Here is a 21,519-nt window from a genome sequence, read left to right as displayed (position 1 = left end):
CTCCTCCGGTTCGGGTACGGGTTCCCACTCTGGGACCTGGAGCGCGCTCCAGGTCAAGCGGGCGCGCCCCTGACGGAACATGTGCCCGGTTGAGTGGGCGGATGCGCGGTTTTGGCAGGAATAGGGGTAGGCGCCGGGTAAAAACCGAGAGATATTCAGGTCCGCTGGTTCGGCGGTCCTGGAGGCGTGCATGAGGGTGCGGTCGGCGGGTGCGGTGCTCACCGCCCTGGTGGTGCTGTGGGGGTCGGCCGCGTCGGCGGCGGCCGCCTATCCCGACGACCCGGGCTACGCGCCCGCGGAGCGGGCGGGGGAGTGCCCCCGGGTGCCCGGCGCGGAGCAGCACGGGCTCTACTCCTTCCTCCCGCGCTGCACCCCGAACGCCAAGGACCCCGAGGGCGCGTCCGGCATGTCGGTCGACGCCGCCTGGCGCGACTACACGACCGGGTCGCCGGACGTCACGATCGCCTACGTCGAGGGCGGCATCAACTGGCACAACGGCGACGCCGCCGAGCTCGCCGACAAGGTGTTCCTCAACACCGGCGAGCTGCCGAAGCCGCAGGGCGCGGCGTCCCACGACAAGGACGGCGACGGCGCCGTCACCGCCGCCGACTACGCCGGCGACCCGCGCGTCGAGGACGCCAACGGCAACGGCCGCACCGACCCCGAGGACCTCATCGCCGCGTTCTCCGACGGCAGGGACGACGACGGCAACGGCTTCACCGACGACATCTCCGGCTGGGACTTCTACGACCGCCAGAACGACCCGGCCACCTACGACTCCACCTACGACCACGCCAACAACCAGATGCGCACCCTCGCCGCGCAGACGAACAACGGCGTCGCCGGCGCCGGGGTGTGCCCGCGCTGCCGCGTCCTGCCGGTCCGCGCCGGGCAGGAGGCCCTGGACCGCACCGACGACCTCGCGCAGGCGTGGCTGTACGCGGCCCGCATGGGCGCCAAGGTGATCGTCAGCACCACCGCCGACCTCGGCTACTCCGCCTACATGCGGCAGACCGTCGAGAAGCTGTGGCGCCAGGGCGTCGTCATGGTCGAGTCCAGCAACGACTTCGACTCGACCGACCACCAGGGCGGCATGTTCTGGCCGCACGTCGTCCCCGGCAACGGCCTCGTCGCCAACAGCGCGGGCGTCCCCGGCACCCTCGCCAACACGCTGACGACGACCTACCGCGCGCGGTCGGGGCTCACCTCCTTCGGCGCCAAGGCGATGTTCTCGGTGTCCACCGGCGGCGGGTCGACGTCGGAGTCCACCCCGACGACCGGCGGCGTGTTCGGGCTGCTGCTCTCCTACGGCCTGCAGATCGGGAAGCCGCTCACCGGCGACGAGGCCGTGCAGGTGCTCCGCGCCACCGCCTCCGACATCGCCGACCCGTCCCTGCCCTGGCCCGGGAGGCCCGGCTGGGACCGCCAGTACGGGTACGGTCGCCCGAACGTCGCGAAGGCGCTCAAGATGATCAAGGACGGGGCGGTGCCGCCGACCGGATCCCTCACCGCGCCCGACTGGTACGCCCTCTACGACCCGCAGAAGACGAAATCGGTGCGGGTCACCGGCCACATCGCCGCGCCCCGGTCGTCCGGTTACCGCTACGAGCTGCAATGGGCGCCCGGCATCGAGCCCGCCGACAAGGACTTCCGCACCGGCGGCTCGGGCACCGGCACCGCGCCGCGCGACGGCGCCCTCGGCACCCTCGACCTGTCGAAGGTCCCCGAGTCGGTGTGGAACTCCGCCTACAAGATGCCGACCGACAAGGCCCTGTCGGAGACCGAGCGCTACACCGTGACGCTCCGCCTGCGCGTCTGGGACGCGGCGGGCCGGATGAGCGAGGACCGCCGCGCCGTCGCCGTCCACCACGACCCGGCCCTCCGCACCGGCTTCCCGATCAAGCTGGGGATCGGCAACGAGAGCCAGCCCGCCCTCGCCGACCTGCGCGGCGACGGCCACCAGGCGATCGTCTACGGCGACGGCGACGGCCGGATCCACGCCCGCGACGGCGTCACCGGCGCCGAGCTGCCCGGCTGGCCCGCCACCACCCGCCCGACCGTCCCGCAGGCGCCGACGCCGGGCGTCGACCCCGGCCACGAACCGGTCATCGCGCCCGTCGCGATCGGCGACCTCGACCACGACGGGCGCCCCGAGGTCGTCGCGACCAGCTCCACCGGCCGGACCTACGCCTTCGACGCGGCCGGCAAGGCGCTGCCCGGCTGGCCGAAGACCCTGGACGCCGGCGTGGCGCAGCCCGCGATCCCGCGTCCGGCCCTCAAGTACACCCGGCTGCCCGCGCAGGGCGCCACCGCCTCGCCCGTCCTGGCCGACCTGGACGGCGACAAGCGCCTGGAGATCGTCCAGGCGGGCTGGGACGGCCGCCTGCACGCCTGGCACGCCGACGGGACGACCGTGCCCGGCTGGCCCGTCGAGGTGAGGACCGGCCAGGGGCCGCCCGAGGGCTACGTCCGCATCGACGACCACAAGCTGCCCGGTACGCCCGCCGTCGCCGACCTCGACGGCGACGGAAAGCCGGAGATCGTCGTCCGCTCGCAGCGGTTCGACACCAAGGGCGGCGGCGAGCAGTTCTACGGCGCCGGCTACGTGTTCGCCTACCACGCCGACGGCCGCCCGGTCGCGAACTGGCCGGTGCGCACCCCGTCCACGATGACCTTCTACGGCAGCGCCCAGGAGTTCGTCACCGAGGGCGTCAACCAGCCCGCCGTCGCCGACGTGGACGGCGACGGCAGGGACGAGGTCGCGACCGGCCCCTCCTTCGCGCCCACCTACCTCATCGCCGGCACCGGCAAGATCGTCCGGAACCTGGGGCCGCTGGAGAACCCCGCCGCCGGCCTGAACCCCGCCGCGGTGCTGAAGGGCAACCTGCCCGCCGACGTCCCCCTGTCGTTCACCACCACCGGCGCGTTCGGCCGGTTCGGGCCGTTCAACCGGCTCGGCTACACCGAGAGCGGCTCGGGCGCGGTGTCGCTCATCACCGCGCTGCTGTTCCCCGGAAGCGGGCAGCCGATCGGCAACTACCAGCGCGGCTACGACGCCGCGACCGGCCTGCCCGTCCTCGGCTACCCGCAGGGCCGCACCGGCATCGGGTTCCTCGGCGCCCCCATCGTCGCCGACGTCACCGGCGACGGCCGCGCCGAGGTCGTGGACGGCGGCGACACCTCGACCCTGCACGCCTTCGGCGACCTCGGGCAGGCCGCCGGGTTCCCGCGCTTCACCGGCGGCTGGATGCTCTGGTCGCCGACCGCCGGGGACCTCGACGGCGACGGCCGCACCGACCTCGTCGCCACCACCCGCGAGGGCTACCTGTTCGCCTGGCGGACCGCGGGGAGGGCCGCCGCGAACGCCGAATGGTGGACCTACCACCACGACGAGTGGCGCACCGGCCGCTACGGCGTGGACTCCCGCCCGCCCGGCGCGCTCCGCGGCGCGCGCCGCGACGGCACGACGGTGACGTTCACCGCGCCCGGCGACGACTGGTACACCGGCCGGCCGGCGTCCTACCTGGTCACCGCGGGCGGCCGGACGTCCACGCTGCCCGCGACGCGGGACGCGGGCGCCGCCCAGGCGCTCACCGTGCCGGCCGGGACCGTCCGCGTGCAGGCGGCCGACGACGCCGGCAACGTCGGCCCGGCGGTGACGCTGCCGTGACCGGCGTCAGCGGCAGCGCGGCGCGCAGAGGCGGCGGGCGACGGCCTGCCCGAACACCTCCTGCATCCGGGCGGGCGAGCCGGCCTGGAACGTCCGCCCCTGGACGACCCGCGCGATGCGGCCGAGGGCGGTGACGTCGGCGCCGGGCCCGATCGCGAACATCATGACCTGGACGGGGCGGGCCGGGTCGGCGAGGCCGCGCAGCGCGTCCAGGGTGGCGGCGAGGGTCGGGCCGCCGGGATCCTCGTCGCGGCCGTCGGTCCAGAACGCGATCGTGTTGACGAACTCGGGCTTGTAGGTGCGCTGCATCCGGGCGTAGGCGGCCAGCAGCGTCGCGTACAGGGCGGTGCGGCCGTGCGGCCGCACCTTCAGCCGGCCGAAGGCGTTCAGGCCGAGCTGGCGGCGGGTCGCCGACCCGAACCGCTCGCCGAGCGGCCCGACGCCGACGAGCTCGGTGAAGTCCGGCCGGCCGGCGGGCGCGGCCGAGAAGCTCCACAGGCCCACCTCGGAGTCGTCGGGGAACAGCGCGAGCACGTTCTGCATCGCGGTGAGGGTGCCCTGCAGCCGCGTCCGGCCGGGCGCGATCTCCTCGGCCATCGAGCCGGACACGTCGACGACGCTGAGCAGCCGGATGCCGAGCGTCAGCCGCGCCCACGACTGCGCGGCGGCGGCGACGCGGTCGGGGCCGGGCGCGGCGAGCAGCCGGAGGCCGCCGGCGGACGGCGCGCGGAAACCGGCGTTCCGCACGTCCCGCCGAGTCGCCGCCGAGGCGAGCGCCCGGACCAGCCGCCGCACGGCGGGCGCCGTGTCGGGGCGACCGGCGGCGGGCGCGACGCGCAGCACCGGGTAGTCCATCGCGAGGGTGCCCTCGGCGGGCCGGACGGTGACGGCGGGGTCGCCGGGCGCGTCCCGGTTGTGGGCTAAGACGGCCTGCTCGGGGACGAGCGCGAAGGTCGGGTCGCGGCGGTCGCCGACGAGCGCGGCGCGCACCGAGGGCGCCTGCCGCTCCCGCCAGGCGCGCGCGACCGCGCTGAACAGGGCGCGCTCGCCGGTACCGTCGCCGGTCAGCGTCGCGGCGATCACCAGGGCGGCGAGGCCGGGCCCGGTGCGCGCCGGGTCGGGCACCCGCATCCGCAGCGAACCGCCGGCCGCCGCCCGCATCATCGCCGTCCACGAGGGCGCCTCCGCCGCCCGGTCCGCGAGGCGCCGCGGCAGCGCCGCCACCAGCGGGCTCGCCGCCACGTGCGCGCCGGTCGGGACGAGCGCGCCGCGGCGGTCCGCGGGCAGCAGGCCCGTCCACAGGCCGGTGTCGGGGATCCACACGTCCGGCCGCGCCGTCCCGGGCCCGGCGGCGGCGCGCCCGGCGAGCAGGTCGGCGACGTCGGCGGGCGGCACCGCCCGCACCCGGATCTCCAGGCAGCGGCCCGCCGCCTTCGCGTGCCCCGCCGTCGCCCGCGCCGCCGCCCGCGCGACCACCGGCGCGATCGCCGGCTCGGCCGCCACGTCCAGCGCCAGCGGGGACGCGCCCGCCGCGCACGCGAGGCCGAACGCCCCGCCGACCCGGTACACGCCGAACCCCATCAGCAGGGCGAGCAGCGTCGCCACCGCCAGGGGCCGGGAGAAGCGGCGGCGGCGGGGCCGGCGGTGCCGGGCGGACGGTCCCTGCGGGGTCTGCTTCAGGCGCATGGCGTGGCTGTCACCCTCCTGAGCGGACGCGCTGCCGCCCCTGCCACCCCTGCCGCGACGCGCCGCCCCCGCACCATAGATCAGCGGGGGCGGTTCCGTTCCTTAACGCACGCTTAAGGCCGGTTCAAGCGTCCCTGTCCGCCCGTGATGCGGGTCAGGCCGCGAAGGCGATCTCGAACCAGGTGTGCCGGCGCCCCGCGTCGTCGCCGTGGTGGCCGGCCCGGTCGGCCAGATCCTCGATCATCGCCATGCCGCGGCCGCCGGTCGCGAGCGCGCCCCGGCTGACCCGCTCCGGCGCGGTCGCCCCGCCCGCGTCGGCGACGTCCACCCGCACCGCGCCGCCGACGTCGTAGAGGGTGAGGGTGAGCTCCCCGCCGTGCCGCGAGTCCGAGTGCCGCACGCTGTTGGTCGCGGCCTCGCTGACCAGCAGCACCAGGATGTCGGCCAGATCGCCGGGCGGCAGCAGCCCGGCGGCGAACCGCCGCGCCGCCGGCACGCTCCGCGGCACCGCGGGCAGGGTCACCGAGCCGAGGACGGTCCAGGTCGTCATAAGGCACACTCCGGTCCGGTCGCCATCAAGCCGTCACCATGGGTGATCCCCCGGAATCGATGCGTCACGGGTACGGAACGGGCCACAGATTGCGCACCCGGAGGAGTCAGTGCCGTCTCTCCCCTTCGGGGGTGAAGCGGATACGGCCGTCAGCCCAGTCGTGGAAGAGCCGCGCCCAGCGCTCGTCCACGGGCAGCGGGGGGCGGTCGGGCTCGTGGTCGAGGTAGGGGATGAGTGGTTCCATGACGGACAGGATCAAGGGCCGAACGGTCCGGAGATAGAACCGGTCCATCTCGTAAGCCATGCAGAGCAGCACCCCTGTCCGACGCTGCGGGAGGTGACGAGGACCGTGGCGAGGGGGTACTCGGTGCAGAACCGCTCGATGACGCCGGCGGCGTCCGCGCGGTGCGCTGCGTCGATCAGCTCGTCCAGGCCGGCGGGCGGCCGGCAGTTGTAGGAGACGTCCAGGGTGTGCTCGATGTGGCCGACGACGGACCGGACCGGCGGGTTCTCCTCGGCGAAGTTCCGCACCGTCACGAGGAAGGGGACGCGGTCGCCGCCGGCGCGGCCCGCCTTGACCCGGAGCCGGCTCCGGGCGGAGGGTGGGGCGGGTGAGCTCCTACTCCCCGGCCGAGACCTCGGCGAAGAGCGGTTTCAGCATCGACACGCTCCGCTACTACGAGAAGATCGGCCTGCTGCCGGGCATCGCCCGCGACACCGCCGGGCGGCGCGTGTTCAGCGACGGGGACCTGTCGTGGCTGCACATGCTGCGCTGCCTGCGCGACACCGGCATGCCGATCGCCGAGATGCTGCGCTACGCCGAGCTCGCGCGCGAGCGCGGCACCGAGACCGAGCGCCTCGCGCTGCTGCGCGCGCACGACCGCCGGGTGGAGACCGAGATCGCCAAGCTGCGCGAGCAGCAGCGGCACATCCAGACCAAGATCGGCTTCTATGCGGGGGCGACGGCGGCCTGCCGGGTCGGCGCGGGCCCGGCCGCCTGACGGCAGCGCCGCTCGCCCTCGGCGAGCAGGCGCCGCAGCGCGGCGGAGTCCGCCGCGACGGCGGTGACGAGGACGCCCGGACCGGCGAGCGGCAGCACCGCCAGGCCGTCCGCGGCGTGCGGCTCGGCGGCGACGCCGGGCCCGGCGAGCAGGACGCTGCCGGCGGCGCCCGCGTCGCCGAGCACGGCGCGGCTCGTGCAGGCGAGGCGGTCGGTCAGCCGCAGCTCGTGGCGGAGCAGCGGGACGCCCGCGACGGTCACGTCGAAGCGGCTGGTGTGGCGGCCCGGCTCCTCGCGGTGCCGGCCGAGGACGAGCTCCTCGAACCAGCGCAGGGTCGCATCGGCGGCGAGGTCGATCTCGGCGGCGGCGCGGTGGCGGCAGCCGCGCGCCGCGACCGTCGGCTCGGGCGCGAAGTCCAGGTGGGCGCCCGCGCCGACGGACGCGCGGACCGTCATCCGCGATTCCCCGTCGCCGGGCAGCGCCAGCGACGTGGCCGCCGACCGGACGGCGAGCCGCGCGCCCGGCTCGACGACGAGGTCCAGCTCCAGGTCGTCGCCGCCGAGCGGTCCGGCCGCCGCGCCCACCAGGTAGACGGCGTCGGGGGTCTGGCGGAGGGCGAGCGGCCCGTCCGAGCGGAGCCGGGTGAGGCGCGGCGCGCCGCCCGCGCCGGGCGCCGCGGTGACGGCGGCGCGGGCGGTGTAGCCGCGGGTCACGACGCGGCCGCGCGCTCGCGCTCGCGCCCATGCTCGTGCTCGTGCTCGCCGTGCTCGTGGGCGAGGTCGTGCAGGACGCCGCGGATCCAGGCGGCGACCTCGTCGGCGCCGGGCCGCTCGCGCAGGCTGCTGAACACGACGGGCTTGCCGCCGCGGACCTTGCCGGCGTCGCGGCCCATCATCGCCAGGTCGCTCCCGACGAGCGGCGCGAGGTCGGTCTTGTTGATGACGAGCAGGTCGGCGGCGGCGACGCCGAGGCCGCCCTTGCGCGGCACGTCGTCGCCGCCCGCGACGTCCAGCACGAAGATCTGCCGGTCGGCGAGGCCCTGGCTGAACAGCGCGGTCAGGTTGTCGCCGCCGCTCTCGACGATGATGAGGTCGAGGCCGGGATGGCGCTCCTGGAGCGCCTCGCAGGCGTCGAGGTTGGCGGAGATGTCGTCGCGGATCGCGGTGTGCGGGCAGGCGCCGGTGCGCACGGCGGTGATCCGGTCGTCGGACAGCACCGCCTCGCGGCGCAGGAAGTCGGCGTCCTCGGTCGTGTAGATGTCGTTGGTGACGACGGCGAGGTCCAGCTCGTCGCGGAGCGCCCGGCAGAGCGCGGCGGTGAGCGCGGTCTTGCCGCTGCCGACGGGCCCGCCGATGCCGAGCCGCAGCGCGCGGCCGTGCGGGCGGGTGGCCGCGTAGGGGTCGTGGTCGTGGTTGGCGCCCATGGGGCCTCCTCTTGTACGGGTGCGGGTCAGGACTCGAACAGGCGCAGGTCGGTGCGCAGGTGCCGCTCGGCGTACAGGTCGAGCAGCGGCGCGGACGCGGCGGGCAGCTCCGCCCACGGCCCGTCCGCGAAGCCGGCGGCCTCGGCGGCGACGGCGTCCACGTCGGCGGCGAGGACCGCGAGGGCCCGGTTGACGGCGAGCGGGTCCAGGCCGAGCAGCCGGATCCCGGCCGACGCCGGGCCCGTCACCGCCATGTAGGCGGTGATCTCGGCGGCCTCGCGCGGCGCCGCGCCCATCGCGGCGGCCGCCGCGCCGAGCACGGCCGGATGGTGCGGGCCGCCCGGCGTGCCCGCCAGCGCGTCGAGCGCCGGGGACGCCCACGCGGTGCGGGCGACGCGCAGCAGCGACCGGCCCTGCGCCCGGGACGCGGCCCGCTGCGCGGGGGAGGGCGTGCGGGCGTCGGTCTCGGCGTCCAGCGCCGCCCACGCGCCGCCGCCCCGCGCGGCGTGCGCGCAGGCGGCGGCGGCGAGGGCGGCCGCGACCAGCCCCGACGTGGCGAGGCGGCCGCGCAGGAAGTCCGCCAGCGCCGGGACGTCCCGGACGGCGCCCGCCGCGACGGCCGGCTCCAGGCCGCCCGAGTGGGCGTGGCCGCCGGCGGGCAGCCGGGAGTCGGCGAGCAGCAGCAGCGAGGCGCGCATCAGAACAGGAAGTAGCGCTGGGCCATCGGCAGCTCGCGCGCCGGGGCGGGCTCGACCGCGTCGCCGTCGATCGTGACGGTGAAGGTGTCGGGGTCCACCTCGATGCGCGGCAGCGCGTCGTTCAGCGGCAGGTCGGCCTTGCCGAGCCGGCGGGTGTCGCGGACCGGGACGAGCGCCCGCCGCACGTCCAGGGTGTCGGCGAGGCCGTCCTCCAGCGCCGCCGGCGACACGAAGTGCAGCGAGGCGGACGCGGCGACCTGCGGCGCCGCCCCGAACATCGGCCGCGGCATGACCGGCTGCGGCGTCGGGATCGAGGCGTTGGCGTCGCCCATCTGCGCCCAGGCGATGATCCCGCCCTTCAGCACGACCTGCGGCCGCACCCCGAAGAACGCCGGATCCCACAGCACGAGGTCGGCGAGCTTGCCCGGCTCCACCGAGCCGATCTCGCCGTCCAGGCCGTGCGCGATCGCCGGGTTGATCGTGTACTTGGCGACGTAGCGGCGCGCCCGCAGGTTGTCGGCCGGGCCGCCCAGCGCGCCGCGCCGCGCCTTCATGGCGTGCGCGGTCTGCCAGGTGCGGATGACGGTCTCGCCGATCCGGCCCATCGCCTGTGAGTCAGAGCCGATGATGGAGATGGCACCGAGGTCGTGCAGCACGTCCTCGGCCGCCATCGTCGTCGGCCGGATCCGCGACTCGGCGAACGCCAGGTCCTCGGGGATGGACGGGCTGAGGTGGTGGCACACCATCAGCATGTCCAGGTGCTCGTCGAGGGTGTTGACGGTGTGCGGCCGCGTCGGGTTGGTCGAGGACGGCAGCACGTTCGGGTGCGCGGCGACGGTGATGATGTCGGGCGCGTGCCCGCCGCCCGCGCCCTCGGTGTGGTAGGCGTGGATGGACCGGCCCGCGATCGCGCCGAGCGTCGACTCGACGTACCCGGCCTCGTTGAGGGTGTCGGAGTGCAGCGCGACCTGCACGCCCGAGGCGTCGGCGACGCGCAGGCACGCGTCGATCGCGGCGGGCGTGGAGCCCCAGTCCTCGTGCAGCTTGAACCCGGACGCCCCCGCCCGGAGCTGCTCCCAGAGACCCTCCTCGGACACCGTGTTGCCCTTGCCGAGCAGCGCCACGTTGACCGGGTATCCGTCGAGGGCCTGGAGCATCCGCGGCAGGTACCAGGCGCCGGTCACCGTCGTCGCCTTGGTGCCCTCGGCGGGGCCGGTGCCGCCGCCGATGAGCGTGGTGACGCCCGCGCCGAGCGCCTCGTCCAGCAGCTGCGGGCAGATGAGATGGACGTGGGAGTCCACCGCCCCCGCCGTGACGATCTTCCCGTTGCCGGCCAGCACCTCGGTGCTCGGGCCGATCACCAGGTCGGGGTGGACGCCGTCCATCGTGTCGGGGTTGCCGGCCTTGCCGAGCGCGACGATGCGGCCGTCGCGGATCCCGATGTCGGCCTTGACGACGCCCCAGTGGTCCAGCACGACGGCGCCGGTGACCACCAGGTCGAGCGCGCCCTCGGCGCGGGTGGTGCGGGCCTGCCCCATCGACTCGCGGATCACCTTGCCGCCGCCGAACACCGCCTCGTCGCCGGCGCCCGCCGGACCGCGGCTGCGGTCCTCGGTCACCTCGACGAACAGGTCGGTGTCGGCGAGCCGGATCCGGTCCCCGGCCGTCGGCCCGTAGAGCGCGGCGTACCGCGCGCGCGACAGCTCAGTGCTCATTGGGCTCGCCTCCGCTCGCCGCTTCGCACGCCTTCAGCGTGACGGCTTCCCTCGTCGCTCCGGTCGCAGGCTCCCTGCGCTCCTCAGTCCAGCCGCCACGCGCGTGCTCAGCCATCCAGCTCTCCTGCCTGCTCGGCGCGGAGGCCGGGGACGACGCGGTTCCCGGCCAGCGGGACGAGGTCCACGTCGCGGGTGATGCCGGGCTCGAAGCGCACGGCGGTGCCGGCCGGGACGTCCAGGCGGGTGCCCCAGGCGGCGTCCCGGTCGAACTCCAGGGCCGGGTTGGCCGCGGCGAAGTGGTAGTGCGAGCCGACCTGCACGGGCCGGTCGCCGGTGTTGACGACGGTCAGCGTGGTGCGCGGGCGGCCGGGGTTCAGCTCCACCGGCTCGCCGCCCGGCACGATCTCCCCGGGGATCACGGGATCGGCCGGTGGACGGTGACGAGCTTGGTGCCGTCGGGGAAGGTCGCCTCCATCTGGACGGAGTCCAGCATCTCGGGGACGCCCTCCATGACGTCGTCCCGCGCCAGCACGGTGCGGCCCGACTCCATCAGCTCGGCCACGGTGCGCCCGTCGCGGGCGCCCTCCAGGATGTGCACCGCGATGAGGGCGGTCGCCTCGGGATGGTTCAGCCGCAGGCCGCGCGCCCGCCGGTCCCGGGCCACCTGGGCGGCCACGTGGATCAGCAGGCGCTCCTGCTCGTGTGGGGAGATCTGCACAGTCCGGGACGCTAGCGGCGGTCCCCGACGCGGCGGAACGTCCCCGGCGTCCTTTTTACAGGGTCTTCACACGCGAAACACGGCCGACACGAGCGGGCGCCCGCCGGGGGCCGCCACTAGCACGGACCGGGCGCGCGGCCCAGCCCCAGGAGCGCCGAAGCGGCGACGAATGTTCCCCCAGAATTACGACGTACAAGACTCCGTCCGACCGGGCGCGTCAGGTTATAACTGCACCGGAAGATCCCCCGCTGCAGAGGAGGGTCGTGTGACGACCCGAATGCGTTCCTTCCTGGCTCCCGCCCTCGCCCTCGCCGCCGCCACCGCCGCCAGCGTCGCGGCGGTGAGCGCCCCCGCCGCCTCGGCCGCCCCGCCGCCCGTCTCCCACCCCGAGCGCGACTGGATGGGCTCCCAGGTCGCCGAGCACATGCCGGACGGGCCCAGCTCGCCGCCGCCGAGCCTCGCCGCGCAGACGCGCGGCCTCGACGTCAGCGGCTGGCAGGGCAACGTCGCCTGGTCGACGGTCGCCGCCAACGGCGCCCGCTTCGCCTACGTCAAGGCGACCGAGTCCACCACCTACACGAGCCCCTACTTCAGCCAGCAGTACACCGGCTCCTACAACGCCGGCCTGATCCGCGGCGCCTACCACTTCGCGACGCCGAACACCTCCTCGGGCGCGGCGCAGGCCGACTACTTCATCGCCCACGGCGGCGGCTGGTCCAAGGACGGCCGGACGCTGCCCGGCCTGCTGGACCTGGAGTGGAACCCCTATGGCGCCACCTGCTACGGCCTGTCGGCCGCGGGGATGGTCAACTGGATCCTGTCGTTCAGCGACCGCTACCACGCCCGCACCGGCCGCTGGCCCGTCATCTACACCGCCACGAGCTGGTGGAGCCAGTGCACCGGCAACACCGGCGACTTCTCCTCCACCAACCCGCTGATGCTCGCCTACTACGGGTCGACGCCGGGCCCGATGCCCTACAACTGGGCCTACCAGACGATCTGGCAGTACAGCGACTCGGGCACCTTCCCCGGCGACCAGGACCTGTTCAACGGCGACTTCTCGCGCGTCCAGGCCCTCGCCAACGGGTAGCGCGCGGCGGGCACCCGGCGGCCGGGCCCAGGGGTCGAGCCCAGTGGTTCAGACCCTGCGCCCGGCCGCCGGGTGGTCCGCCACCAGCCCGTCCGCGTCGAAGACGATCTCCCGGCCGCCGCGCGGATCGTCGTGGCGCAGCACCGCGCGGGCGCCGTCGCGGCGGGCGAAGGCGTAGGTGTGGGTCTCGGGCGCCACCCGCAGGTCCGGCACCGAGACCCGGGCCACCGCGACGTCCACCGGGCCGCCGCCGCCGAGCAGGCCCTCGCGCAGCACCGGCAGCGTGCTCGCCAGCGGCGACAGGGCCAGGTCGCAGTCCAGCGCGCCGTCCAGCGCGGCCGCGTCGCCGCCGGGCGGCGGCAGCGCGAGGCGGCCCTCGGCGCGGGCGTTCACCGTCCACCGCCCCTCGGGGCGGCCGACGAGCTCCAGGGACCGGCGCCACGGCCCCGCCGCCTCGTCCTCGCCGTGGGTCCGGACGAGCAGCCGCGCGGTGATGTAGCGGTCGCCGGTGGTGAGCTCGTACTCCAGCAGGTAGGGCACGTCGCCGCCGCCGATCGCGCTGCCCGCCGCCGCGAGCCGTCCCTCCGACAGGGTCACCTCGGCGAGTTCGGCGCCGCGCTCCTTCACCCACACCAGCGATCGCGTCATGCCCCCAGTGTGCTCGCGGCCCCGCCGGCCAACCCTTCAGCGCGGGACGTCCCCGGCTGTCAGGGGGCGACATTAGACTCCGGGACGTGGCAGGCCGGATTCGCAATGAGGACATCGCGCTCGTACGTGAGCGGTCACCCATCCACGAGGTCGTAGGGGAGTACCTCCAGCTGCGCAACGCGGGCGGTGGCAACCTCAAGGGCCTCTGCCCCTTCCACGACGAGAAGTCGCCCTCGTTCAACGTCACGCCGTCGCGCGGGCTGTACCACTGCTTCGGCTGCGGCGCCGGCGGCGACGTCATCAAGTTCGTCCAGGAGCTCGACCACCTGTCGTTCGGCGAGGCGATCGAGCGCCTCGCGGGCAAGGCCGGCGTCCAGCTCCGCTACGAGGAGGGCGGCTACACCCCGCGCCAGGACGGCGGGCAGCGCGCCCGGCTGCTGGAGGCGCACCGCGCCGCCGCCGAGTGGTACGCCGAGCAGCTCGCGGGCGCCGACGGCGCGATCGGGCGGAGGTTCCTGTCCGAGCGCGGGTTCGAGGCCGCCGACGCGGCCGGGTTCGGCGTCGGGTTCGCGCCGCGCGAGTGGGAGGGCCTCGTCCGCCACCTGCGCGGCCGCGGCGTCACCGACCAGGACATGATCACCGGCGGGCTCGCCAAGGAGGGCCGGCGCGGCCCGATGGACCGCTTCCGCGGCCGCCTCATGTGGCCGATCCGCGACCTGTCCGGCGACGTCATCGGGTTCGGCGCGCGCCGCCTGCACGACGACGATGACGGCCCCAAGTACCTCAACACCCCCGAGTCGCCGCTGTTCCACAAGGGCAACGTGCTCTACGGCGCCGACCTCGCCAAGAAGGAGATCGCCCGCCGCCGCCAGGCCGTCGTCGTCGAGGGCTACACCGACGTGATGGCCTGCCACCTGGCGGGCGTCCCGACCGCCGTCGCCACCTGCGGCACCGCGTTCGGCGACGAGCACATCAAGGTGCTGCGGCGGCTCCTGATGGACCAGGACGAGTTCCGCGGCGAGGTCGTCTTCACCTTCGACGGCGACTCGGCCGGGCAGAAGGCGGCGCTGCGGGCGTTCGCCGACGAGCAGAAGTTCGTCACGCAGACCTTCGTCGCCGTCCAGCCCGACGGCCTGGACCCCTGCGACCTGCGCATCCGGAACGGCGACGCGGCGGTGCGCGACCTGGTCGCCTCCCGGCTGCCGCTGTTCGAGTTCGCCGTCCGCAACGCCATCCAGGAGAAGGACCTGAACACCCCCGAGGGCCGGCTCGCCGCCCTCGACGCCGCCGCGCCCGTCGTCGCCGGCATCAAGGACCGCGCGCTCCGCCAGATGTACGCCGTCAGCCTCGACCGCTGGCTCGGCATCATGGACGAGCAGTTCGTGCTCGGCCGCGTCCGCGAGCTCGCCGCCCGCCGCGCGGCGCAGCCCCGCGGGGGCGCGCGCGGCACGGGGCGCGGCGGCAACGGCGCCCCGCCGCCGGAGCCCGCGCCCGAGCGTCCCGCCTACGACCCGAACGACCCCGAGGTGCAGCGCGAGCGCGAGCTGCTGAAGATCGCCATGCAGCGGCCCGGCGTGCTCGGCCCGGTCTTCGACGGGGTGCCCGCCGAGGTCTACATCGCCCCGCCGCACGCCGAGGTCCGCCGCGTCATCGGCGCCGCCGGCGGCACCGCCGCGGCGGGCCGCGACGCCGAGTGGGTGGCGCTGCTCCGCGAGACCGCCCCGAACGACCAGGTCAGGGGGCTGATAACGCAGCTCGCAGTGGAACCGGTGCACTCCGCGCATGAATCGGAGGACCGATACGCCGGTGAGCTGCTGGCCCGGATCCAGGAGCGCCAGCTCACCCGGCAGATCGCGGACGTCAAGTCCAAACTCGGACGGCTCAATCCGGTCGAGCAGGCCGAGGAGTACAACCGGCTCTTCGGCGATCTTGTCGCGCTTGAGCAGCAGCGACGGGTGTTGCGCGAGCGCGGCCTCGGGTCGCAGTAAGTCAAGGGACAGCAAAATGGGTCCTGTGATCTAGGGCCGGGCTGACGCACACTGTCCACGTGGGCCCTTCGGTGCTGCCAAGCGAGGCGCCATCGGTTGACCAGGTGGCGGACCTTGTCGCGCGTGGTAGAGAGCGTGGCGGAGTGACGGTGGACGACGTCGCCGCCGCACTCGATCGCTCCGACTTGCCGGACGACTCCCTGGAGAGGATCGTCCGACTGCTCGCCGAGCAGGGGGTGGAGGTCCTCGAGTCTCCTCACGAGACCGAGGACGTCCAGCGAGCGGACGAGGGAGACCTCGGCAAGCGGGCGCCAACGAGCGACCTGGTGCGCATCTACCTGAGGGAGATCGGTCGCGTTCCGCTGCTCACGGCAGAAGATGAAGTCGAACTAGCGAAATCGATCGAGGCGGGGCTGTTCGCGGAGGAGAAGCTGGCGCACGCCGGCGGCCTCTCCCGCGGCGAGGCCCTCGACCTCGAACTGCTCTCCCGCGACGGTGCGCGGGCGAAGCAACGCCTGATCGAGGCGAACCTGCGCCTGGTCGTCTCGATCGCCAAACGCTACGTGGGCCGGGGAATGCTCTTCCTCGACCTCATCCAGGAGGGAAATCTCGGACTGATCCGCGCGGTCGAGAAATTCGACTACACCAAGGGATTCAAGTTCTCGACGTACGCCACCTGGTGGATCCGGCAGGCCATCACCCGGGCCATCGCCGACCAGGCCCGCACCATCCGCATCCCGGTGCACATGGTGGAGACCATCAACAAGCTGGTGCGCGTGCAGCGCCAGCTCCACCAGGACCTCGGCCGCGAGCCGCTGCCCGACGAGATCGGCCTGGAGATGGGCCTCACCGCGCCGCGCGTGGTGGAGATCCAGCGGATCGCCCAGGAGCCGGTGTCGCTGCAGTCGCCCATCGGCGAGGAGGACTCCGACCTCGGCGACTTCATCGAGGACTCCGACGCGGTCGTGCCGATCGAGGCGGCCGCGTTCATCCTGCTCCAGGACCAGCTGGAGGACATCCTCGGCACGCTGTCGGACCGCGAGCAGCGCATCATCCAGCTGCGCTTCGGGCTGACCGACGGCCACCCGCGCACGCTGGAGGAGGTCGGCCGCGAGTTCGGCGTGACCCGGGAACGGATCCGGCAGATCGAGTCCAAGACGCTCGCGAAGCTGCGCCACCCCTCGCGCGCGCAGATGCTTCGGGAGTACCTGGACTAGGCGCGTCCGCGAAGGCGCCCCCCGCCCACGGGGAGCGGGGCGGGGGGGGCGCCTTCGCGCGCCCGGCCGGACATTCGTGGCAGAACGTCCGCCGGGTGGTCTACCGTGAGGCCATGTCCATGCTGATCGTGACCACCGACGCCCTGCCCGGTTTCGAGATCCGCAGCGTGCTCGGGGAGGCGCTCGGGACGGCCGTGCAGCCCGACGGGCCGGCCCGCGGCGGCCAGCCGGGCGGCGCGCCGAGCAGCGCGACCTTCCGCGTCGGCGGCGACCAGCCGGCCGGGCTCGGCGCCGCGCGCCGCGAGGCCGTCGAGCGGCTCGCCGAGGACGCCCGCCGCAAGGGCGCCAACGCCGTGATCGGCATGAGCTTCGACACCGCCGCCCTCGGCGGCGCCCACGAGGTCTGCGCCTACGGCACCGCCGTGTGGGCCGAGCCGGTGCAGAACACCGGCTACCCGCAGCAGCAGCAGCACCAGCAGCACCAGCCGGGCCCGTCCTACAACGACCCGCAGCACTCGGGCACGCCGCCGATGTACGCGCGCAACCTCACCATCGGCCTCCACGACCAGCGCTGAGACCCCCGGCGGAGGCCCGGCACCGGCCGGTCAGCCGTGGGCGGCGCGCTCGGCGCGGATGCGCGTGACGACGTCCCCGGCCTCGGTCTTCACCGCGTCGAGTTCGCGCAGGTAGGACCAGTAGTCGGGGTGCGCGCCGGTCAGCGTCCGCGGCGCCCGCTCCAGCCGCGCCACCAGCCCGTCCAGCACCCGGACGTGCTGCGGGGCCGCGCCGCCGGGCTGCGCCATCGCGAGGCGCTGCGCGTCGCGGACGGCGAACCGGGCGGTCCGCGCCGCCCCCTCGGGGTCGGCGGCGACCTCGGCGAGCTCGGCGACGCGCCCGGTGACCTGCGCGGCCCGCCGCTCGGCGCCGTTCAGCTCGGTGCGCGCCGCGGTGACGGCCCGCTGCGCCTGCTTCCACTCGGCCCGCGCCACGTGCGCCGACGCCTCGTTCAGCCGCTCCCGGGCCCGCTCGACGGCCCCCGCGACCGCCTCGGGCGCGCCCCGCAGGTCCTGCCAGCACGCCTGCGAGTAGCCGCGCAGCAGCGTCTTCATGGCGTCCTGGACGGCTCCGACCCGCGTCTCCACCATGTCGGAGCGGGTCCGGACGGAGGCGAGGGCGTGGCGCGTCCGCTCGGCCTGCTTCGGCAGATCCTCGGCGGCCTCGCGGGCGCGCTCGGCGGCCTGCCGGACCTCCTCGGCCTTGTCCATCGCGCCGTTCAGCCCGAGCCCGCCGAGCCCCTGCGAGCCGAGCCGGGCGAGCCCGTCGCGGGCCGTAGCGAGGTCGGCCTCGGCGTCGGAGGCGTCCAGCCCGGCCGCGCGGGCCGCGCCGACGGCGGCCTCGGCGGCCGCGGCGGCCGCGCGGGCGGCGGTCAGCTTCGGCGGCAGCCGGTCGAGGGCGGCCTCCAGCCGGGACATCCGCCCGGCGAGGCGCTCGGCGAACCCGCCGAGGTCGGCGTTGACCTTGCCGAGCCGCTCGGTGACGGCGCCGAAGCCGCGGCGGGCGGCGTCGTACTCGGCGGCGGTGCGGTCGCGCTCGTCGAGCCGATGGGCGTCCACGACGGCGATGTAGGCGACGGCGGCGGCGTCAGCGGCCTCGGTCAGCGCCGCGAACTCGCGCTGGGCGGGCGCCGCCGCGGCGGCGTCGAGATCGGCGTAGACCTGCACGCGGCCGCGCAGGTACTTCTGCGCCTGGTCCATGTCGTAGAAGGCGGTCGCCGCCGCCTCCTTGGCCGCCAGCGCCGCGTCCTCGCCCGCGGCCGCCCGCCCGCGCCGCCGCTGGTCGCCCGATCCCCGCACCACCGCAGCCTCCTCTCGGTCCTCCGAGCCTAGTCGGGGCGCGCGGGGCGCGGAATCACCGCCCGGGCGGAGGAACGATCACAACGGGCAGGCGTTCGGGAACGGATAGCATCGCTGCTACGTCGGTTATGGCGGGGGCGCCCGTCCGGCGCCCGACCGCATGCGATCGAGGAGGCACAGTGGGCGTCAGCCTGACCAAGGGCGGAAACGTCTCGCTCACCAAGGAGGCCCCCGGCCTCACCGCGGTGACCGTGGGGCTCGGCTGGGACCTGCGCACCACCACCGGGGCCGACTTCGACCTGGACGCCGCGGCGCTGGTCCTGGACGCCGCCGGCAAGATCATCACCGATCGGCACTTCGTGTTCTTCAACAACCTGCGCAGCCCCGACGGCGCGGTCGAGCACACCGGCGACAACACCACCGGCGCGGGCGAGGGCGACGACGAGCGGATCAACGTCAACTTCGGCGCGCTGCCGGACACCGCCGACCGGGTCGCGTTCGCGGTGTCGGTCTACGAGGCCGACGCGCGCGGCCAGAACTTCGGCCAGGTCCGCAACGCCTACATCCGCGTGGTGAACCAGGCCGGCGGCGCCGAGCTCGCCCGCTACGACCTGTCCGAGGACGCCTCCACCGAGACGGCCATGGTGTTCGGCGAGCTTTACCGTGCGGGCGCCGATTGGAAGTTCCGGGCCGTCGGTCAGGGGTATGCCTCTGGTCTGGCCGGCATCGCCATGGACTTCGGCGTCACCATCTGATCCCCGTCCGGGGCTCGCGCGCACAGCAGGCAGACCAGAGGAGTTGTCGATCATGGGAGTATCGCTCGCCAAGGGCGGAAACGTCTCGCTCAGCAAGGCCGCGCCGAACCTGACCGCGGTGTCGGTCGGGCTCGGCTGGGACGTGCGGGCGACGACGGGCGCCGATTTCGACCTGGACGCCTCGGCGCTCCTGCTGGGCGCGGACGGCAAGGTCATGTCCGACCGGCACTTCGTGTTCTTCAACAACCTGCGCAGCCCCGAGGGCGCCGTCGAGCACACCGGCGACAACCTCACCGGCGAGGGCGAGGGCGACGACGAGTCGATCAACGTCGACCTCACCGGCGTGCCCGGCGAGTGCCAGCGGATCGTGTTCCCCGTCTCCATCTACGAGGCCGACCGGCGCGCCCAGAACTTCGGGCAGGTCCGGAACGCCTTCATCCGCATCGTCGACCGGTCCGACGGCAACGAGCTGGCCCGGTTCGACCTGTCCGAGGACGCCTCCACCGAGACGGCGATGGTCTTCGGCGAGCTCTACCGGCACAACGGCGAGTGGAAGTTCCGCGCCGTCGGCCAGGGCTACGCCTCGGGCCTCGCCGGCATCGCCATGGACTTCGGCGTCAACGTCGGCTGAGCGCCGATCCCCGCAACGAACAGAAAACCCACATGATTCTTCGCACCTTCGGGTGGTCCTTCGCCATCACCGCCGTCGGCCTGGCCGCCGCCCTCCTCTACCAGGGCGGCACCGGCCTCGCGCTGGTGGCGGTGCTGGCCATCCTGGAGATCTCGCTGTCGTTCGACAACGCCGTGGTGAACGCCAAGGTGCTGGACCGGATGAGCCCGTTCTGGCAGAAGATCTTCCTGACCGTCGGCATCGCCATCGCGGTGTTCGGCATGCGGCTGGTCTTCCCGCTGCTGATCGTCGGCATCACCGCCAAGCTCGGCCCCGTCGAGGCGTTCGACCTGGCGCTGAACGACCAGCACCGGTACGAGGAGCTGATGCACAACGCCTACCCGATGATCGCGGCGTTCGGCGGCATGTTCCTCATGATGCTGTTCCTGGAGTTCGTCTTCGAGGACCGCGAGGAGCGCTGGCTCGCCTGGCTGGAGCGCCCGCTCGCCCGCATCGGCAAGCTGGACCAGCTCCCCGTCGTGGTCGCGGGCGGCGCGCTCGCGCTCGTCGCCTCGTTCTGGGCGGAGAACCCGGGCAACGTGATGATCGCCGGCGTGCTCGGCATGATCACCTACATCCTGGTGAACGGGCTCGGCGAGCTGTTCGCCGAGGCCAACGAGGAGGACGAGGACGGGGCCGACACGTCCCCGGGCCACTCCGGTCCGAGCGCGCTGGCGCTCGCCACCGGCAAGGCCGGGTTCTTCCTGTTCCTCTACCTGGAGGTGCTGGACGCCTCGTTCTCCTTCGACGGCGTCATCGGCGCGTTCGCCATCAGCACCGACCCGATCATCATCGCGCTCGGCCTCGGCATCGGCGCCATGTACATCCGGTCCCTGACGGTCTTCCTCGTCCGCAAGGGCACCCTCAGCGAGTACGTCTACCTGGAGCACGGCGCGCACTGGGCCATCGGCGCGCTCGCCGCCTGCATGCTGATCAGCATCGGCCACCACGTGCCCGAGTGGGTGACCGGCGGCCTCGGCGCCGGACTGATCATCGCCGCGTTCGCCACCTCGGTGGTGCGCAACCGCGCCGCGGGCGGCGGCGGCACCATCGGCGGCGGCGACGCCGGCGACCAGGACGCGCGGCTGCACTCCAGCCGGGTCTAGCAGAGCCAAGGAGTTCCCCACCTCATGTCCGTCTCACTCACCAAGGGCCAGAAGGTCTCGCTCGCCAAGCCCGGCGGCGGCACCCTGACCAGGGTCCGGATGGGCCTCGGCTGGGACGCCGTCCCGAAGAAGGGCCTGTTCGGCCGCGGCAGGGCGCCCGACATCGACCTGGACGCCTCCTGCCTGCTGTTCGACGCGAGCGGCAACCTCGCCGACGCCGTCTGGTTCCGGCAGCTGCGCAGCAAGGACGGCGCGGTGCTGCACACCGGCGACAACCTCACCGGCGCCGGCGAGGGCGACGACGAGGTGATCAACGTGGACCTGGCCGCGCTGCCCGCCAGCGTCGCCCAGCTCGTGTTCACCGTGAACTCCTTCACCGGCCAGGACTTCTCGCAGATCGCCAACGCGTTCTGCCGGCTGGTCGACGAGTCCACCGGCCAGGAGATCGCCCGCTACGAGCTGAGCGGCTCGGGCGGCCACAACGCGCAGATCATGGCGAAGGTGGCCCGGGACGGCGCGGGCTGGTCGATGACCGCGGTCGGCGCCACCGCGACCGGCCGCACCTTCCAGGACCTGCTGCCCGCGGTGACGCAGCACCTGTGACGCCGGCCCCGGCGCGGCCCCGGGGCCGCGCCGGGGCCGGGCCAGGGCGCCGACCTGCGGGCCCGTCGCGGAACCGGCGTCCCGGCGCGCCGTCGTGAGGTCCCGGAAGGGACCTATCATGGGATCGA

Annotated in this window: 22 protein-coding genes; 10 read left to right on the top strand and 12 right to left on the bottom strand. The window is 74.4% G+C overall.

Annotated features, from left to right (window positions below; genetic code table 11):
* Positions 1-190: 190 nt before the first annotated feature.
* Positions 191-3,670, top strand: a complete 3,480-nt coding sequence (locus K1Y72_RS14020) for an FG-GAP-like repeat-containing protein (protein ID WP_220166736.1) — start codon at positions 191-193, stop codon at positions 3,668-3,670.
* A gap of 6 nt (positions 3,671-3,676) precedes the next feature.
* On the opposite strand, the gene K1Y72_RS14015 is transcribed toward K1Y72_RS14020, so the two are convergent.
* From K1Y72_RS14015 to K1Y72_RS14000, 4 genes are all read right to left on the bottom strand, one after another.
* Entirely contained in the window at positions 3,677-5,356 is a 1,680-nt protein-coding gene (locus K1Y72_RS14015) for a substrate-binding and VWA domain-containing protein (RefSeq protein WP_220166735.1), read from the bottom strand.
* A 154-nt stretch (positions 5,357-5,510) separates the two neighbouring features.
* Positions 5,511-5,906: an ATP-binding protein gene (locus K1Y72_RS14010; protein ID WP_220166734.1), complete on the bottom strand. Its 396-nt coding sequence runs from the start codon at positions 5,904-5,906 to the stop codon at positions 5,511-5,513.
* A 106-nt stretch (positions 5,907-6,012) separates the two neighbouring features.
* On the bottom strand, positions 6,013-6,150 hold the full coding sequence (locus tag K1Y72_RS14005; protein ID WP_220166733.1) for a hypothetical protein: 138 nt from the start codon (positions 6,148-6,150) through the stop codon (positions 6,013-6,015).
* A gap of 11 nt (positions 6,151-6,161) precedes the next feature.
* Positions 6,162-6,443, bottom strand: a complete 282-nt coding sequence (locus K1Y72_RS14000) for a hypothetical protein (RefSeq protein WP_220166732.1) — start codon at positions 6,441-6,443, stop codon at positions 6,162-6,164.
* Between the two features lie 74 nt (positions 6,444-6,517).
* Here K1Y72_RS14000 and K1Y72_RS13995 point away from each other — a divergent pair, with 74 nt between their 5' ends.
* Positions 6,518-6,907 (top strand): MerR family transcriptional regulator, encoded by a 390-nt coding sequence (locus K1Y72_RS13995; protein WP_220166731.1) that lies wholly within the window; start codon positions 6,518-6,520, stop codon positions 6,905-6,907.
* Here K1Y72_RS13995 and K1Y72_RS13990 read toward each other — a convergent pair.
* The 6 genes from K1Y72_RS13990 to K1Y72_RS13965 form a co-directional block, all read right to left on the bottom strand.
* Positions 6,856-7,620 carry an urease accessory protein UreD gene (locus tag K1Y72_RS13990; protein WP_220166730.1) on the bottom strand — a complete coding sequence of 255 codons (765 nt, stop codon included), beginning with the start codon at positions 7,618-7,620 and terminating at the stop codon, positions 6,856-6,858. The genes K1Y72_RS13995 and K1Y72_RS13990 overlap by 52 nt on opposite strands.
* Entirely contained in the window at positions 7,617-8,330 is a 714-nt protein-coding gene (gene ureG, locus K1Y72_RS13985; RefSeq protein WP_220166729.1) for an urease accessory protein UreG, read from the bottom strand. The genes K1Y72_RS13990 and ureG overlap by 4 nt, the downstream gene beginning before the upstream one ends.
* Positions 8,331-8,356: 26 nt before the next feature.
* Positions 8,357-9,028 carry an urease accessory protein UreF gene (locus tag K1Y72_RS13980; protein WP_220166728.1) on the bottom strand — a complete coding sequence of 224 codons (672 nt, stop codon included), beginning with the start codon at positions 9,026-9,028 and terminating at the stop codon, positions 8,357-8,359.
* Entirely contained in the window at positions 9,028-10,743 is a 1,716-nt protein-coding gene (locus K1Y72_RS13975) for an urease subunit alpha (protein WP_220166727.1), read from the bottom strand. Before K1Y72_RS13975 ends, K1Y72_RS13980 begins: the two co-directional genes overlap by 1 nt.
* 107 nt (positions 10,744-10,850) lie before the next feature.
* Positions 10,851-11,162, bottom strand: coding sequence for an urease subunit beta (locus tag K1Y72_RS13970; RefSeq protein WP_220166726.1), 312 nt, complete (start codon positions 11,160-11,162; stop codon positions 10,851-10,853).
* Positions 11,159-11,461 carry an urease subunit gamma gene (locus K1Y72_RS13965; RefSeq protein ID WP_220166725.1) on the bottom strand — a complete coding sequence of 101 codons (303 nt, stop codon included), beginning with the start codon at positions 11,459-11,461 and terminating at the stop codon, positions 11,159-11,161. Before K1Y72_RS13965 ends, K1Y72_RS13970 begins: the two co-directional genes overlap by 4 nt.
* A 265-nt stretch (positions 11,462-11,726) precedes the next feature.
* Here K1Y72_RS13965 and K1Y72_RS13960 point away from each other — a divergent pair, with 265 nt between their 5' ends.
* Positions 11,727-12,551 (top strand): lysozyme, encoded by an 825-nt coding sequence (locus K1Y72_RS13960; RefSeq protein WP_308287062.1) that lies wholly within the window; start codon positions 11,727-11,729, stop codon positions 12,549-12,551.
* 48 nt (positions 12,552-12,599) lie between these two features.
* Here K1Y72_RS13960 and K1Y72_RS13955 read toward each other — a convergent pair whose 3' ends face one another.
* Positions 12,600-13,199: a putative glycolipid-binding domain-containing protein gene (locus K1Y72_RS13955; protein WP_220166724.1), complete on the bottom strand. Its 600-nt coding sequence runs from the start codon at positions 13,197-13,199 to the stop codon at positions 12,600-12,602.
* An 86-nt stretch (positions 13,200-13,285) separates the two neighbouring features.
* Here K1Y72_RS13955 and dnaG point away from each other — a divergent pair, with 86 nt between their 5' ends.
* The 3 genes from dnaG to K1Y72_RS13940 all read left to right on the top strand — a co-directional run bounded on the left by dnaG (position 13,286) and on the right by K1Y72_RS13940 (position 16,979).
* Positions 13,286-15,187, top strand: coding sequence for a DNA primase (gene dnaG / locus K1Y72_RS13950; RefSeq protein WP_220166723.1), 1,902 nt, complete (start codon positions 13,286-13,288; stop codon positions 15,185-15,187).
* Positions 15,188-15,258: 71 nt separating this feature from the next.
* The gene (rpoD, locus tag K1Y72_RS13945) at positions 15,259-16,404 is read left to right on the top strand and encodes an RNA polymerase sigma factor RpoD (RefSeq protein ID WP_308287093.1); all 1,146 of its coding nucleotides are present in this window, start codon (positions 15,259-15,261) and stop codon (positions 16,402-16,404) included.
* Positions 16,405-16,517: 113 nt separating this feature from the next.
* Positions 16,518-16,979, top strand: coding sequence for a YbjQ family protein (locus tag K1Y72_RS13940; RefSeq protein WP_258572422.1), 462 nt, complete (start codon positions 16,518-16,520; stop codon positions 16,977-16,979).
* Positions 16,980-17,009: 30 nt separating this feature from the next.
* On the opposite strand, the gene K1Y72_RS13935 is transcribed toward K1Y72_RS13940, so the two are convergent.
* The gene (locus K1Y72_RS13935; RefSeq protein ID WP_220166721.1) at positions 17,010-18,260 is read right to left on the bottom strand and encodes a molecular chaperone DnaJ; all 1,251 of its coding nucleotides are present in this window, start codon (positions 18,258-18,260) and stop codon (positions 17,010-17,012) included.
* 176 nt (positions 18,261-18,436) lie between these two features.
* Here K1Y72_RS13935 and K1Y72_RS13930 point away from each other — a divergent pair, with 176 nt between their 5' ends.
* The 4 genes from K1Y72_RS13930 to K1Y72_RS13915 are packed head-to-tail and all read left to right on the top strand — an operon-like array spanning position 18,437 to position 21,391.
* Positions 18,437-19,012, top strand: coding sequence for a TerD family protein (locus K1Y72_RS13930; protein WP_220166720.1), 576 nt, complete (start codon positions 18,437-18,439; stop codon positions 19,010-19,012).
* Positions 19,013-19,064: 52 nt separating this feature from the next.
* On the top strand, positions 19,065-19,643 hold the full coding sequence (locus tag K1Y72_RS13925) for a TerD family protein (RefSeq protein ID WP_220166719.1): 579 nt from the start codon (positions 19,065-19,067) through the stop codon (positions 19,641-19,643).
* A 32-nt stretch (positions 19,644-19,675) separates the two neighbouring features.
* Positions 19,676-20,788, top strand: a complete 1,113-nt coding sequence (locus tag K1Y72_RS13920; protein WP_220166718.1) for a DUF475 domain-containing protein — start codon at positions 19,676-19,678, stop codon at positions 20,786-20,788.
* Positions 20,789-20,812: 24 nt separating this feature from the next.
* Positions 20,813-21,391, top strand: a complete 579-nt coding sequence (locus K1Y72_RS13915) for a TerD family protein (RefSeq protein WP_220166717.1) — start codon at positions 20,813-20,815, stop codon at positions 21,389-21,391.
* Positions 21,392-21,519 lie beyond the last annotated feature (128 nt).

The organism is Actinomadura parmotrematis (assembly GCF_019458805.1).
In the GTDB taxonomy this organism is placed as follows: Bacteria; Actinomycetota; Actinomycetes; order Streptosporangiales; family Streptosporangiaceae; genus Spirillospora; species Spirillospora parmotrematis.
Note: the sequence above shows the minus strand (reverse complement) of the source record. Positions and strands in the feature narration are given on the sequence as shown.

Bases quoted from the DNA above. Each gene is read 5' to 3' on its own strand.
- K1Y72_RS14015 (WP_220166735.1), bottom strand. From the start codon at position 5,356: ATGCGCCTGAAGCAGACCCCGCAGGGACCGTCCGCCCGGCACCGCCGG.
- K1Y72_RS13940 (WP_258572422.1), top strand. From the start codon at position 16,518: ATGTCCATGCTGATCGTGACCACCGACGCCCTGCCCGGTTTCGAGATC.
- K1Y72_RS14020 (WP_220166736.1), top strand. From the start codon at position 191: ATGAGGGTGCGGTCGGCGGGTGCGGTGCTCACCGCCCTGGTGGTGCTG.
- K1Y72_RS14010 (WP_220166734.1), bottom strand. From the start codon at position 5,906: ATGACGACCTGGACCGTCCTCGGCTCGGTGACCCTGCCCGCGGTGCCG.
- K1Y72_RS14005 (WP_220166733.1), bottom strand. From the start codon at position 6,150: ATGGAACCACTCATCCCCTACCTCGACCACGAGCCCGACCGCCCCCCG.
- K1Y72_RS13915 (WP_220166717.1), top strand. From the start codon at position 20,813: ATGTCCGTCTCACTCACCAAGGGCCAGAAGGTCTCGCTCGCCAAGCCC.
- K1Y72_RS13955 (WP_220166724.1), bottom strand. From the start codon at position 13,199: ATGACGCGATCGCTGGTGTGGGTGAAGGAGCGCGGCGCCGAACTCGCC.
- K1Y72_RS13975 (WP_220166727.1), bottom strand. From the start codon at position 10,743: ATGAGCACTGAGCTGTCGCGCGCGCGGTACGCCGCGCTCTACGGGCCG.
- ureG (WP_220166729.1), bottom strand. From the start codon at position 8,330: ATGGGCGCCAACCACGACCACGACCCCTACGCGGCCACCCGCCCGCAC.
- K1Y72_RS13980 (WP_220166728.1), bottom strand. From the start codon at position 9,028: ATGCGCGCCTCGCTGCTGCTGCTCGCCGACTCCCGGCTGCCCGCCGGC.
- K1Y72_RS13925 (WP_220166719.1), top strand. From the start codon at position 19,065: ATGGGAGTATCGCTCGCCAAGGGCGGAAACGTCTCGCTCAGCAAGGCC.
- K1Y72_RS13920 (WP_220166718.1), top strand. From the start codon at position 19,676: ATGATTCTTCGCACCTTCGGGTGGTCCTTCGCCATCACCGCCGTCGGC.